We start from the raw sequence: 12,754 nt of genomic DNA on the forward strand, positions 1-12,754 counted from the left end.
TAGTGCTTAGCAATTAATAATGTAATCTTAACGAGTGCTTTTATTTGCGATAATAAACGATAGTATACAAAGCACTGGAATAAGCGAAAACACAGGTATTCGGGCACAAGTATATTATCGACAGCTTATGCAATTAAGCATTAGCCTGAAATAATAAAATATTTAAAACACTAAAGTATTCCTTCTGCTGCAACCACTATATCATCCGGCTCTAATAGGATGTCTTTGCCGACGTCTCCTTTCATGGCGCCTTTAACGTCTACTTTAATGCTTTCATATCCCGGTTTGCCAGGGACTATTCTAAGGATTTTAACCCTGTCAGGAGAACCATATTTTGCAAAGCCTCCTGCCATGGAAATTGACCGAAGGACTGTCATATTATCCTCAAGTGTGAATTTGCCGGGTCTCATTACCTCGCCATACACAAAGAAATATCTGCTCTTTTCTACTACCAATATATCCCCAGCCTCAAGGTGCATATCAATGTTCGTACTGCTTTCTTTTGTATTTTTAAGGTCTATAATGAATTCCTTATATTCCTTATTGTCCTTCAGCTTACGTCTGAGTTTTACACCTCCATAAAGGCCGTCCAGAGTTATGCCTCCAGCTGTCGAAAGGGCCTTTAGTACGGTAATATCATCCTCAAGTACAAATCTTCCGGGATTTTTAACCTCACCATACACAAAATAATTAATGCTTTTAGACTCTGACAATGATACGGACACAACAGGATATTTTATGTAACCAGTAAGGCTTTTTGTGAGTTCCTTTTCGATATCGGGCAGCGTCATCCCTTTAACATAAATGACACCAACATAGGGAAAAGATATAGCTCCATCTGACGTCACGGGAGCTGTTGTTCTAAGGCTTTCATGCCCCTGTACGATTATTTGAAGAACATCATCCACATTTACAGTATATTGTTCCCTAGGCTCATCTGCATAATTTGTTTTCGATATAATAAATAGACTGAAAAATACAAATAACACTACCAAAAAGCTTTTAAACATCGCTACCTCCTTTAAATAAAATATGCAATGACATTGCTTTTTAAGCTTTCACCGCTTCGCACAATTCCTCTGTCTTTGCAAGTTGAGTATGATATTGGGTCGCCTTTTTTTAGCCATCTTCAAAGGGAACTTACGGCATCCATATTGGTTTCTCTCCGCGTCTTTGAAAAGCAATTCGTAAATCACAATTATCTTGCGCCGGTATATGATGTTTTACTGATAGCAAACAAAAGACCAAAAAGTCCATATCGGATTTACGATTCCATTGCTAACTGCCAAAGATATAAGAAGATAAATACAAATTTAAAATAAAATAATGATTCTCCATTATTTTGCCAAGCGCACTCTCTATAATACAAACTGCATAATGTATGCAGTAGTTTTAGCAGTATATCCACAGGAGAAGGCCTGTTAAATAGTGGAGAATCAACATAAAAATAATATGGCATACAGACAAGATACACTTAAAAGAAATGGTTTTAGAAAAGTATTCTTATGCAAAAATTGCGCGATTGTATACAATGCCACGAAGTGAATGTTATTACTATAACCCTGCATTTTGAAAAATGTATTGGAACGAATGGTATGCTGATATGTGTTGCTATTGGAAAATATTTCTTCTACAAAATACCTAAGTAAAGAAAGTCTTATTACTTAGGTTTACAATACTATAATTTGTGTAACAACAAATTTTGTTCTTTTTTTAAACGCAATATTTGCGCAATTACGGATTTTTTCTGAATGAATTGTCACAATAAGACGAAATTCGAAATACGAAACAAATTCTAATGATAAAATGATTTGAAATTCTAAACGAGGTTGAAGCACGATCAAAAATCATTGTTGGAGATTTCGAAAGAGATTATGCGAAAAACTATCTGATGGTGTATGTGAGGGAAACCCTGTTATTGCTATTTTCGACAAAAGGTGGGAATTCGAAGATACTGCAATTCGTATGTTTTTATCTGTATTAATTGATATAAACTGTGATATAACATATCGCTAAAAGTATTGTAACAATCTCTGATAATTTATTTTTTGAAAAACCTCAATAAATTTTATGGAAAAGGGGGATGAAAACCTGGAATGAACTGACGTAAATACTATGAAACATCACAAGGCGCTGTAAAATAGTATCCCACACGGAGCCTTACGTCTTGGCGCTTCCAATGTGATATACATCGTGTGGAATTTAATTTCTAAAAATATTCAGAGGGAATATATGAGCAACTCAGAAAACGAACAGGAAGTACTTGTAGTTATATCAAAATTGAAAAACTATATCCGCTCAACCGCCGGAATGAATACGGCCGGCAATGTTGCGTCGAAGTTATCTGGCATCGTCCGCAACTTGTGCGACCAGGCAATTGAAAATGCTAAATCGGACGGACGCAAAACGGTGATGGAAAAGGATTTTTCCTGAACGTCCGCCTGTTTTTAGAAAACAATTGGATGCGCTAATGATTATTATTTACAAAAATAAATAACCCTTGTGCCTCAGCAAAACATCTTAAGCGGGACGGCAATTAAGCCGTCCCGCTTAAACCTGTTGTTGCAATCTATGGCCTTGATGCTTATCCCATTTATCTTTTTGTCTCTTTCTTCATTCACAGTCATCATGTTTCATTTGCAACACCCAGAAACGATGAAAATAGTTTTATAGCCATATAGTGTTGTAGTATATGTGCTTAAGCTATTTTTTGTAGTCTTACTTTCGAGCAAGGTAATTGTAATGGATAAATTATACTCCGCTTACATAATGACGAATAAAAATAATACCGTACTCTACTCTACACAGGGGTTACGAATAATCTTAAAAGAAGAGTATATGAGCATAGAGAGAAGAGGGTTGAGGGGTTTACAAAAAAGTATAACGTTACAAAACTTGTAATCGCAAGGGTCCCCGCTTGTCATTGCGAGGGTCTTTTCCGAAGCAATCAGTATACTACGAGATATTTCGTGACGTAAGAAACGTCATATCGCGGGAGAAGCAAATTAAGGGTGGCTCAATGGCTAAAAAAATAGAATTAATTAATGAAATGAAGGAAGGAAGAATCTCTATGACGGTTTATGAGATTGCTTCGGAAAAGGCCCTCGCAATGACAAGCTGAGACCCTCACAATGACAAGCATGTGGTTTTGGTATGATGGATAGAGCATCGGATTTCTAATCCGCTTCCACTTGTAATGACAAAATAAGTCATCAGTTATCATGTTGCATTTGCAACACCCAGAAACGATGAAAATGGTTTTATAGCCATATCGTGTTGTAGTATCTGTACTTAAACTATTTTTTGTAGTCTTATTTTCGAGCCAGTTTGGGTACGAGTTGTGCTTCGGTAGTCTAATAGATTACGCTTAATAGTCACAATCCATTAATATTATTTATTTGACTATAATTACAAAAAAGTTCGGGATAAATATTATATGGCATTGTAAAATATTAATGTAGAGACACATACAATGTGTCTCTACATTAATATTGAAATTCCTAAACTTTAAATTGTTACTATTTTTTTAACATAAAAAAGCAATTTCAGGCGGGTCATAGATGAAAATTACATCAATAAATCCCTATACAGAAGAGATTATCGAAGAGTTTGAACTGCTTACGGAAAATCAGTTGCATGTGGAAATAAAGAAATCCCGCGAAGCCTTCCTTAAATGGCGTAATGTAGAAATAACCGAAAAAACGAAACTCGTTCAAAATTTAGCCATGGAATTACGGAAGGAACAAAGGAGATATGCTGCCACCATCACAAGGGAGATGGGAAAATCTATTACAGAATCCACGGCGGAGGTGGAAAAATGCGCGAAACTGTGTGAATATTACGCAGAAAATGCCGCGGAGTTTTTGAAGACAGAGTACATTCAAACCGGAGAAAAACAATGCTACGTAAACTTTGAACCTTTGGGAATAGTGTTGGCAATAATGCCATGGAACTTTCCTTTCTGGCAGGTATTTCGCTGCGCCGTGCCTGCAATCGTCTCCGGAAACTCCTGTGTGCTGAAGCACGCCTCCAACGTTCCACGGTCTGCCCTTGAAATAGAAAGCATTTTTACCAATGCAGGGTTTCCGCTTAACGTATTTAAGACCGTATTGATCGACGCAGGATCCGCAATAAAACTCATTGATGGAGATAAGGTGGACGCAGTTTCCCTTACCGGCAGCAATAAAGCCGGAGAACAAATCGGGGCAATCGCGGGGAAAAGGATCAAACCCATTGTCCTTGAACTCGGTGGTTCAGATCCGTTTATCGTACTGAAAGATGCGGATATTGAAAGAGCTGCGGAAACTGCGGCAAGGGCGCGGATGCTGAACGTCGGACAAAGCTGTATTGCGGCAAAGAGGTTTATTGTTATTGAAGCCGTCGCCGGACAGTTTATCAGCAGGTTTACGGAACATTTCCGGTCTTTAAAAATGGGAGACCCTATGGATGAGAATACAACGGTATGCCCCCTGGCGCGAAGGGATTTTGTGGAAGAATTGGAAGGTCTGTTAAACGACGCAAGACTAAAAGGCGGAAAGATTGTTTTTCCGGATGAACCAAGACCCCCAAAAGGGTTCTTTTTTACACCATGCATCGTGACGAATGCAACCCGCGAGATGAGAATTGCCAGAGAGGAAGTATTCGGGCCAATTGCCCCTGTTTTAATAGTAGCAAATGAAGAAGAGGCTGTTTTGGTTGCAAATGATACGGAATATGGTTTGGGCGCATGCATCTGGAGCAGAGACGTTGATAAAGCGCAAAGGCTTGCAACGCTCATTCAGTCGGGTATTGTGGCAATCAACGACATGGTAAAATCGGACCCCCGAATGCCGTTTGGAGGCATAAAGAAATCAGGGATCGGAAGGGAATTGTCCCATTATGGTATTAAAGCATTTGTCAATATAAAAACTGTAGTGGTAAAAAATTAAGATGAAGGCATCTGATTTATTCGTTCACCAGTTGCTGGAAGAAGGCGTTGAATATATTTTTGGTTTGCCGGGTGAAGAAAATCTTGATTTCCTGGACTCCATTCGCAAGGCAAAGATAAAACTCTTTGTTACGCGACACGAGCAGGCGGCGGCTTTTATGGCGGCAACATACGGAAGGCTTACCGGAAAAGCAGGGGTTTGTTTTTCAACCCTAGGGCCTGGCGCCACAAATATGGTCACCGGAGTCGCACACGCCCAGCTAATCGGCGCCCCATTAATCGCTATTACCGGACAAAAGGCGCTGGTAAATAACTGGCAGGCAAAATTTCAGGCAGTAGATATCGTCAGCCTAATGAAACCAATTACAAAACAAAGCGTGTCAATCATTGACCCAAACAACATTCCGACAATTGTAAGAGAATCATTCAAAATTGCAGAAGATGAAAGGCCGGGCGCCGTTCATGTTGAACTTCCCGAAGATGTGGCGTCTTCAAAGGCAAACGCCCCGACTCAAAAGAGGGGATTTATCAGAAGGCCATCCCCGGACCACCGCGCGATTGGTGCAGCAGCGGAACTTATTAATAAGGCAACACATCCTTTGATCATCCTTTCTTCCGGCGCAAACAGAAAACGAATCACAAAACATCTTCAGGACTTTATAAATAAGACGCAGATTTACGTAGTACACACACAAATGGGGAAAGGGGTAATCGGGGACGACTGTCCATACAGCCTGTTTGCCACAGGGATACACAAAAGGGATTACGTAAATTGCGGCATCGATTTGGCTGATTTGATTATCACCATTGGATATAACACGGTTGAGTATCCTCCTTTTGTATGGAATAAAGACCTTCATAAGAAGATTGTAAATATCGACTTTGTTGACGCACAAACGGATAAATATTTTAATCCGGATATTGAGGTAATCGGGGACATCTCCCATTCATTAAGAAAACTGGCGGTAAAGATAGAGAAGAAAACCACTTTAGAATTCGAAAAACTCCGCAATTTTCTGGAAAAGAAACTGGAGGCAAAAGAAGAGGGAAAATATCCCTTTACTCCCATGGAAATTGTGTACCACGTCAGAAAAACACTCGACAGGGAAGACATCGTCACGCTGGACAATGGCATTTACAAGCTATGGTTTTCGAGACTCTACAGAACGTATGCACCTGACACCCTGCTTCTTGACAATGCGCTTGCTACCATGGGCGCTGGATTGCCATCAGCGCTCACGGCAAAGCTGCTCAATCCCGGGAAAAAAGTGCTTGCGGTTGTTGGCGACGGCGGTTTCATGATGAATTCTCAGGAACTGGAAACGGCCGTCAGGTACAAAATACCGGTTGTGGTACTCATCGTAAATGATAATGCCTTTGGTTTCATAAAATGGAAGCAAAAGAATATGAAGTTAAGGAATTTTGCCCTCGATTACAGCAACCCCGATTTTGTAAAGTACGCAGAGAGTTATGGCGCAAGCGGTTTTAAGATAAACAAAGGAGAACACCTTTCTGACGTACTACGCCAGGCTTTTTCCCTGAACAAACCGGCAGTCATTGAATGCCCCGTTGACTATTCCGTAAATTACGACGTATTTTCACAGGAACTTCAAAATTGTGTGTGTGAATTGCTGTAATATTACCTGCTGCATAAAGCGCAGTCGGCAGTTCGGCAAATTGCAGAGTGTAGACTGTTGAGTGATTACTTTACCCATGAAATTTTTCAGGAAGGTGGGGGAAACGAAGACTACTTAATAGGAATTTTCCTTACCTTAGAACGAAGCATAAATAAGCCCTGATGGTGAATTTGTGAAACCCGTGATTCTGAAATATCCAGCATTTGGCTGATTTCCCTCAGCATTAAGTCTTCGTAATAATAGAGTGTTATTACCAATTTTTCACGAGCCGGCAATTCTTTAATCGCCGCAACTAAAAGTTCTTTTTCTTCCTCTGTCTCAATATTACTTAACGGGTCGCCTATTTTTGAGTCAGCAAATAGCATTCCTACCGCTTCTTTATTACCATCCTCCGACTTTGCATTCATTTCTTCGAGTGAAAGAAACATGCCGAAGTTAATTTCCACCAGTAATTTTTCCCACTCAGCAGTATCAATCTCTCCAAGTTCTGCCGCAATTTCTTCCGGGAGTGGATGCCTGTTTAATTTTTGTTCTAATGTTGCATATGCCTCTCTCGCCAATGAGACCTTCTCACGAACGGAGCGCGGGCAGCCAATCTTGTGCCCTCAGGTGATCCAATATCGCTCCACGAATTCTTGAGACGGCAAATGTCCAAACTTCGTGTCCATGCAGGGGTCAAATCTCTCCGATGCTTCCAGCAAGCCAATAACACCGTATTCGAAAGATCCTCTTATCACAAAAAGAAGGTAAATAAATAATAAATTTGTTTACTACATACTTTACCAGCGATAGATCTCTGTAACTAATTTTTCTCTGTCTATTAGATTTTTATTCTTGTAATTTGCTTTCCCTTCTTTTTTAACCATATACTTTTTTGTCCTAACATAGATTTTTATCCTCATTCGTAACCTAAGTCATGAATTTTGTTTTATTTAAAAGCAATTTTCGCAAACCATACAACCATCGAATCATCGTTTTTCAGATTCGATACTCTCCAGATTATAAAAATCAATACGGTATTATCTGCCCATGCCTCCATTTTTTCCTCTATTGCGTCAGTTTCTGCCTCATTTATCTGGGATTGTTCAGGCGCACTTCTGTATCTTCTTTTGCGTGTCAGTGGTAAATACGCTAAGTATGTATTTTAGGAAAAAATGGCTTATAATACCCGTATTCCCGCTATTATAATACTTCTGAGCGCCAGTGCAGGCAATGATACTTTTGAGTTCAGCCCGAGAAAGCAAGAGACAAAAAATACAAGTACTATGAGATATATTCGTGCCTGAGCAAATATTTGTTCCATAGGGAGCATTCCTGATTTTTTGTAACAGTTTAGATTTTTGGAAAAACAAAAATGCTCGTTCCCAAGCTCCGGCTTGGAACGTAATTGCGTTGGAAGCTCTAGCTTCCATTTAGCCGGCAAGCGAAGCTTCGTGTATTATTCGATTCAAAAGAGGTTTCCAAATATCTTGGGTAACATACTGAAAGCCTCCAAGCTGACATCATGGGTTCATTCCCTTTTCCATTCGAAGCTGGAGCTTCTCAAACAATCCCGTTCCCAAGCCGGAGCTTGGGAACGAGCGGTTTTTTTCATAGGACTAAAGTATTACAATCTTTGTAAAAAAACAAAATGTGTGAAGATATACAAAAAATCGGGAATGCACCCGTTCCATATCACCAACGCTCCCCCGTTATTTTATTTAATCTATAATAGTACTTCCATATATAAAAAATATGAAATACGAAACAAATCCGAATAACAAAGCATAAAATTCAAAACATACAACAATATGAAACATGAAATACGAGATACGAAAAAGGCTTGTTTAGAATTTCAAATCATTTAGTCATTAGAATTTGTTTCGTGTTTCATCATTATCGTATTTCACCATTAAATATTCTGCCAAAAAAATGCAAATAAATTACTGCTAAGGTAATACATTGTCACAATGGTTATCCGTCAAATGCTGCACATTCGTAATTCTTCTGAAGTAATCTCCAACGCCAAGTGATTTGTTTGAATCACTATTCTTTAAAAGCGTGCAACCAATTTATTTAAGGCAACTGGTTGCTTTTGTGTTAGGATAAAGAGCCGTAAAGGGTTTTTGCATACGCGTTGCAATGGAAACATTTTGATCGTGAAGCATATAGCCGACGTATTCCAGTTTTACATCGAGAAACCTTTGCGATACCAGTGCTATTTTTTTCACCGTGGAATCGGCTTCATCCTTGCTATCCGAATTATTTATAAACAACTTATCGTTGTATTTTTTCTTTTTCTCGAAAGAACCTTTATCATAGCATATGCATCTGTTATCGCCGTTGGCTCAGGTGTTGTAATAAGTAATATTTCATTTGACGCTAATACAAAATTCAATAAATCAGATGAAATACCGGCGCCTGTATCAACAATCACAATGTCCACTTCTTCATCTAATCCACTGAAGCTTTTATATAATGTTCTTTCTGGTTTGCATTCAGATTCGCCATATCTTCAATGCCGGAGCTGGCGGGTACGATTTTTATCCCTTCAGGCCCTTCTACAATTATCTCTTTTACTTCTTTCCGTCCTTCAATGACGTCCTGCAAGGTATATTCTGGATGTATTCCCAATAAAATATCGATATTGGCAAGGCCCAGGTCAAGATCTATCAGCAAAACCTTTTTTTGTATTTCCTCATAATTATCGCAATGTTTGGGGCGATGTTTGTTTTCCCAACGCCGCCCTTGCCGTCGTAATCGCTATAGTTCTTACGGCAGAAAGGCCTGCCGCCGTATTTTGTTTATCACGTTGTGCAATGCCTCCACGGGTAAAACGTATTTACTGCTACAAATAAAAAATAGTTTTCACATTTATAAAAAATACGAAGCACGAAACACATTCCAAAATCCTCCTCCCTGCACCCCCGCTGACGGGGGTGCAGGTGAGATTCATATTTAGCATTTCGGATTTCAGCAGTAAATATTTTGCCAATAAATGTACAGAAATTACTGCTAATGTACTAAAGCTTCACAACCCCTACCGAATCAATCATTACGCCGGGAGAAATTTCCTTATACGACATACTGCCAACTGCGGCAGCGCATTTTTCATAAGCCGGCGAACATGGCTTCTCACGGATGATGAAGTTAACAAGACAACCTCATAGCCGGAAGTAAGTGAACCTCTTACTATTTCTGCTAATTTATCAATTACTTTATGTGCCATATTCGGGTCCAGTGCCAGCAGATTTCCCTTTTCTGCTTATGAATTGCGTTTGCTATGGTTTGTTCCAGATGGGGGTCGAAAGAGATCACACCTATCTTGCCTTCGGTATTCTGATATCTTTTACATATTGTCCTGGAGAGTCTTTGCCTTACGTATTCGGTCAATTGTTCATATCCTTTGTTGCCGGAGCGTAATCAGCTATTGTTTCAAGAATGGATGAAAGATCCCGGATAGGCACTTTTCCTTTAAAAGATTTTTAAGAATCTCCTGGATACTGCCAAGGAAATTATATTTGGCGCTAGCTCTTCCACAATAGTCGGATAATCCTTCTTCACCTTTCTAATAGTTTTTGTACGCTTCACGACAAAGGATCTCGTATGCATGTGTTTTTATAATCGGTTAAATGTGTTATCATCACGGATGCGGGATCAACTACCGTATATCCCAAAGCTTCGGCGTCTTCCTTTACCGCATCGGTAATCCAAAGGGCGGGAAGCCGTATGCAGGGTCTAATGTTTCTATGCCATTCACTTTCTGGGTAACTGCTCCGGAGTCTATTGCAAGATAACTGCCCGTCAGCAATTCTCCGTGTGCCATTTTCTGTCCTCTTATTTTTACCACGTACTTATTGTCTCCAGTTGCAAATTATCCCTTACCCTGATAGGCGGAACGATCATCCCCAATCTTTTGCAATTTGCATACGCAAGGTATTTATTCTCTCAAGAATACCGCCATTTTATTCGGATCAACCAGCGGTACCAGTTTATAGCCGACTTCAAGCTCCATCCGGTCAACACGCAACATGCCTTCAACATCTCTCCTCTTTCGGTTCCCGCGCCATGCCTTCAGTCTCTTTTACAAGCGCTTCCGCCAGTTCTGTCTCCTTAGAAGACCTTCTGAGAACAAAGAACATCATCCAGAAGAAGCCGGCAAGAACCAAAAACGGTATTTTTGGTAATCCCGGTACAATGCTAAACAGCGTAAGAATTCCTCCCGCAAAAGCAATGGCATTAGGTTGGCTAAATAACTGTCCGTAACATCCGTTCCCAGATTCCACCGGTGGCGGAAGTCTTGGTGACAATGACCGCAGACGCCGTGGCAATAATAAATGAAGGAATTTGGGAGACAAGGCCATCCCCAACTGTCAAAAGAGTATAATGCTGCATTGCCTCGGAAACAGACATTCCACTCCGCAACCCATAACAATGCCGCCAATAATGTTTATGAGTACAATTATTATGCCGGCAACCGCATCGCCACTGACAAATTTGCCGGCGCCATCCATTGCACCATAAAACTCTGCTTCCCTGGAAAGCTTTTCCCTTCGTTCACGTGCCTCTTTTTCTGTGATGAGTCCCGCATTTAAGTCCGCATCAATACTCATCTGCTTCCCTGGCATTGCATCAAGAGTAAACCTTGCAGCCACTTCCCCGATTCTCGTTGCGCCTTTTGTTAGACAATAAACTGTATTACAACTATAATTAAGAAAACAACCAACCCCACAAGCAATTGCCGCCGACAACAAAATCTCCAAATGCGCCAATCACCTTTCCACCGTAACCCTGCAATAATATCTGCCGGGTAGAAGCCACGTTGAGCGCCAGGCGAAAAAGCGTCATAAACAGCAATATAGAAGGAAAGACGATAAATCTAATGCTCCTTTTATATGAAAGAAAACCAGCAGCAACAAAAGAACCAATGAGATATTTGTCCGAACAAGCAAATCAATAATAAAAGGCGGCACAGGTATAATAAGCACGATAAAAATACTTATCACACCAATAATTAACGCCATATCTCCTTTAAAAAGATATTTAAAAAAGGCATTTTTCCCTTGAGAATTTAATTTATCTGCTGCCATGATTTATATTGTCACTTTTCATTAAAAAAATATTTTAGAATTTTCATCACTATTGCCTCTGTCTGTTTTCTCCATTTACTTCTTTAATCCGTACACATAAGACAATACCTTTGCAACTGCATAGTACAATTTTTGCGGTATTTCTTTGCCTACGTCCACTGTTTTGTACAATGTCCTTGCAAGCGACCGTTCTTCAACAATGGGAATTTTATTTATTTTTGCAATTTCTTTTATTTTCAGGGCAATATAATCCGCTCCCTTTGCAACAACTTTGGGCGCATGCATTGATTTACGGTCGTATTTCAATGCTACGGCGTAATGCGTTGGATTCGTTACGACAACATCGCTTTTTGGATCGCGGAAGCCATACGTTTCAACGCCATCTGAATCTGCGCAGACCTGATTTTTGACTTTATTACCGGATCACCCTCCGCTTGCTTCCTTTCATCCTTCACCCTTTTTTAGACATTTTCATGCCGCGTTTGTATTGCCATTTTTGATAGATATAATCTACCATTGCCAGGATCACGAGCGCTATCGATACACGCATTACCAGTCCGAATGTCAGTTCGTGGTAAGAATAAAAAAATTGCAATGCCTATGTCTATCAGGTTATCCAGTTTGGCAAGCTCTTTTGATGTAAAGGATGCCGATACCGCCAATTAACAGAAGCTTTACAACGGAAAATAAAAGTTTTACAAAGGATTGAACATTAAAGAGTTTTTTACGCCGCTTATCACATTGAGTTTGTTTAAGTCAGGCTTTAACGGCTAAGGTAAACAAGAGACCGGTCTGCATATATGAAACGATCAATCCGACAATCAATAATCTCCCCAGGATAGGGAGCAAAATTTTCGCGCTTACATAGATGTAATAAATAATCTTTTCTACAATAATGTCCGGGGTAATATCCTTCTGTGATAAGTTCTGAAGGGTAAAAACGGTTATCTCTTTCATACCCGCATACATAATATACCCAATGCATATAACAGTAAAAAACCTACCAGGATAGCAATCGCACTGCTTAGGTCGGGACTTTGGGCTACGCTTCCTTTTTGGCGCGCCTCGCTTATACGTTTGCGCGTGGGTTGTTCAGTCTTTTCCGTATCAGCCATTTTCCC

The 12,754-nt window shown here is 39.9% G+C and carries 19 protein-coding genes and 4 pseudogenes; 5 read left to right on the forward strand and 18 right to left on the reverse strand.

The window, feature by feature from the left end:
* Positions 1-170: 170 nt before the first annotated feature.
* Positions 171-1,010, reverse strand: coding sequence for an SLBB domain-containing protein (locus KSMBR1_RS02745; protein WP_099323954.1), 840 nt, complete (start codon positions 1,008-1,010; stop codon positions 171-173).
* A 1,222-nt stretch (positions 1,011-2,232) separates the two neighbouring features.
* On the opposite strand from KSMBR1_RS02745, the gene KSMBR1_RS02755 reads away from it, so the two are divergent.
* Positions 2,233-2,433 carry a hypothetical protein gene (locus KSMBR1_RS02755; protein ID WP_099323956.1) on the forward strand — a complete coding sequence of 67 codons (201 nt, stop codon included), beginning with the start codon at positions 2,233-2,235 and terminating at the stop codon, positions 2,431-2,433.
* A gap of 74 nt (positions 2,434-2,507) precedes the next feature.
* On the opposite strand, the gene KSMBR1_RS22600 is transcribed toward KSMBR1_RS02755, so the two are convergent.
* The gene (locus KSMBR1_RS22600; RefSeq protein WP_261341078.1) at positions 2,508-2,630 is read right to left on the reverse strand and encodes a hypothetical protein; all 123 of its coding nucleotides are present in this window, start codon (positions 2,628-2,630) and stop codon (positions 2,508-2,510) included.
* Positions 2,631-2,849: 219 nt separating this feature from the next.
* On the opposite strand from KSMBR1_RS22600, the pseudogene KSMBR1_RS23040 reads away from it, so the two are divergent.
* The 4 genes and pseudogenes from KSMBR1_RS23040 to KSMBR1_RS02770 all read left to right on the forward strand — a co-directional run.
* Positions 2,850-2,978, forward strand: a pseudogene (locus KSMBR1_RS23040) (hypothetical protein); the annotation flags it as partial.
* Positions 2,918-3,121 carry a GIY-YIG nuclease family protein gene (locus tag KSMBR1_RS21750; RefSeq protein WP_197705314.1) on the forward strand — a complete coding sequence of 68 codons (204 nt, stop codon included), beginning with the start codon at positions 2,918-2,920 and terminating at the stop codon, positions 3,119-3,121. The pseudogene KSMBR1_RS23040 and the gene KSMBR1_RS21750, both read left to right, overlap by 61 nt.
* A gap of 439 nt (positions 3,122-3,560) precedes the next feature.
* Positions 3,561-4,928, forward strand: coding sequence for an NAD-dependent succinate-semialdehyde dehydrogenase (locus KSMBR1_RS02765; protein WP_099323957.1), 1,368 nt, complete (start codon positions 3,561-3,563; stop codon positions 4,926-4,928).
* 1 nt (position 4,929) lies between these two features.
* On the forward strand, positions 4,930-6,564 hold the full coding sequence (locus KSMBR1_RS02770) for an acetolactate synthase large subunit (RefSeq protein ID WP_099323958.1): 1,635 nt from the start codon (positions 4,930-4,932) through the stop codon (positions 6,562-6,564).
* A 110-nt stretch (positions 6,565-6,674) separates the two neighbouring features.
* Here the strand turns inward: KSMBR1_RS02770 and KSMBR1_RS02775 are convergent, their stop codons facing one another.
* The 16 genes and pseudogenes from KSMBR1_RS02775 to KSMBR1_RS23075 form a co-directional block, all read right to left on the reverse strand.
* On the reverse strand, positions 6,675-7,124 hold the full coding sequence (locus KSMBR1_RS02775) for a sigma-70 family RNA polymerase sigma factor (RefSeq protein ID WP_099323959.1): 450 nt from the start codon (positions 7,122-7,124) through the stop codon (positions 6,675-6,677).
* 599 nt (positions 7,125-7,723) lie between these two features.
* Positions 7,724-7,867: a hypothetical protein gene (locus KSMBR1_RS20670; RefSeq protein WP_157820339.1), complete on the reverse strand. Its 144-nt coding sequence runs from the start codon at positions 7,865-7,867 to the stop codon at positions 7,724-7,726.
* 748 nt (positions 7,868-8,615) lie between these two features.
* The gene (locus tag KSMBR1_RS02785) at positions 8,616-8,819 is read right to left on the reverse strand and encodes a P-loop NTPase family protein (protein ID WP_099323961.1); all 204 of its coding nucleotides are present in this window, start codon (positions 8,817-8,819) and stop codon (positions 8,616-8,618) included.
* Positions 8,810-8,980: a P-loop NTPase family protein gene (locus KSMBR1_RS20675; RefSeq protein ID WP_157820340.1), complete on the reverse strand. Its 171-nt coding sequence runs from the start codon at positions 8,978-8,980 to the stop codon at positions 8,810-8,812. The genes KSMBR1_RS02785 and KSMBR1_RS20675 overlap by 10 nt, the downstream gene beginning before the upstream one ends.
* 17 nt (positions 8,981-8,997) lie before the next feature.
* The gene (locus KSMBR1_RS02790; protein ID WP_099323962.1) at positions 8,998-9,222 is read right to left on the reverse strand and encodes a P-loop NTPase family protein; all 225 of its coding nucleotides are present in this window, start codon (positions 9,220-9,222) and stop codon (positions 8,998-9,000) included.
* 376 nt (positions 9,223-9,598) lie between these two features.
* Positions 9,599-9,936 (reverse strand): annotated as a pseudogene (locus KSMBR1_RS23045) (FHIPEP family type III secretion protein).
* A 194-nt stretch (positions 9,937-10,130) separates the two neighbouring features.
* On the reverse strand, positions 10,131-10,286 hold the full coding sequence (locus KSMBR1_RS23050; protein ID WP_420886554.1) for an FHIPEP family type III secretion protein: 156 nt from the start codon (positions 10,284-10,286) through the stop codon (positions 10,131-10,133).
* Positions 10,238-10,393, reverse strand: coding sequence for a hypothetical protein (locus KSMBR1_RS22295; RefSeq protein ID WP_230408034.1), 156 nt, complete (start codon positions 10,391-10,393; stop codon positions 10,238-10,240). Before KSMBR1_RS22295 ends, KSMBR1_RS23050 begins: the two co-directional genes overlap by 49 nt.
* Positions 10,394-10,580: 187 nt before the next feature.
* Positions 10,581-10,901: an FHIPEP family type III secretion protein gene (locus tag KSMBR1_RS23055; RefSeq protein ID WP_157820343.1), complete on the reverse strand. Its 321-nt coding sequence runs from the start codon at positions 10,899-10,901 to the stop codon at positions 10,581-10,583.
* Positions 10,792-11,171 (reverse strand): annotated as a pseudogene (locus KSMBR1_RS23060) (FHIPEP family type III secretion protein). Before KSMBR1_RS23060 ends, KSMBR1_RS23055 begins: the two are co-directional and overlap by 110 nt.
* An 82-nt stretch (positions 11,172-11,253) precedes the next feature.
* Positions 11,254-11,391, reverse strand: a complete 138-nt coding sequence (locus KSMBR1_RS23065; protein WP_420886546.1) for an FHIPEP family type III secretion protein — start codon at positions 11,389-11,391, stop codon at positions 11,254-11,256.
* Positions 11,388-11,633: a hypothetical protein gene (locus tag KSMBR1_RS02810; RefSeq protein WP_099323966.1), complete on the reverse strand. Its 246-nt coding sequence runs from the start codon at positions 11,631-11,633 to the stop codon at positions 11,388-11,390. The genes KSMBR1_RS23065 and KSMBR1_RS02810 overlap by 4 nt, the downstream gene beginning before the upstream one ends.
* A 75-nt stretch (positions 11,634-11,708) precedes the next feature.
* A pseudogene (locus tag KSMBR1_RS22610) lies at positions 11,709-12,088 on the reverse strand (EscU/YscU/HrcU family type III secretion system export apparatus switch protein).
* Positions 12,085-12,183, reverse strand: a complete 99-nt coding sequence (locus tag KSMBR1_RS23070) for an EscU/YscU/HrcU family type III secretion system export apparatus switch protein (RefSeq protein ID WP_478210069.1) — start codon at positions 12,181-12,183, stop codon at positions 12,085-12,087. The pseudogene KSMBR1_RS22610 and the gene KSMBR1_RS23070 overlap by 4 nt, the downstream one beginning before the upstream one ends.
* Before the next feature lie 206 nt (positions 12,184-12,389).
* Positions 12,390-12,590: a hypothetical protein gene (locus KSMBR1_RS02825; RefSeq protein ID WP_099323968.1), complete on the reverse strand. Its 201-nt coding sequence runs from the start codon at positions 12,588-12,590 to the stop codon at positions 12,390-12,392.
* Positions 12,587-12,748 carry an EscU/YscU/HrcU family type III secretion system export apparatus switch protein gene (locus KSMBR1_RS23075; protein ID WP_099323969.1) on the reverse strand — a complete coding sequence of 54 codons (162 nt, stop codon included), beginning with the start codon at positions 12,746-12,748 and terminating at the stop codon, positions 12,587-12,589. Before KSMBR1_RS23075 ends, KSMBR1_RS02825 begins: the two co-directional genes overlap by 4 nt.
* Between the last annotated feature and the right edge of the window lie 6 nt (positions 12,749-12,754).

The sequence above is a fragment of the Candidatus Kuenenia stuttgartiensis genome (assembly GCF_900232105.1).
GTDB classification, from domain to species: Bacteria; Planctomycetota; Brocadiia; order Brocadiales; family Brocadiaceae; genus Kuenenia; species Kuenenia stuttgartiensis_A.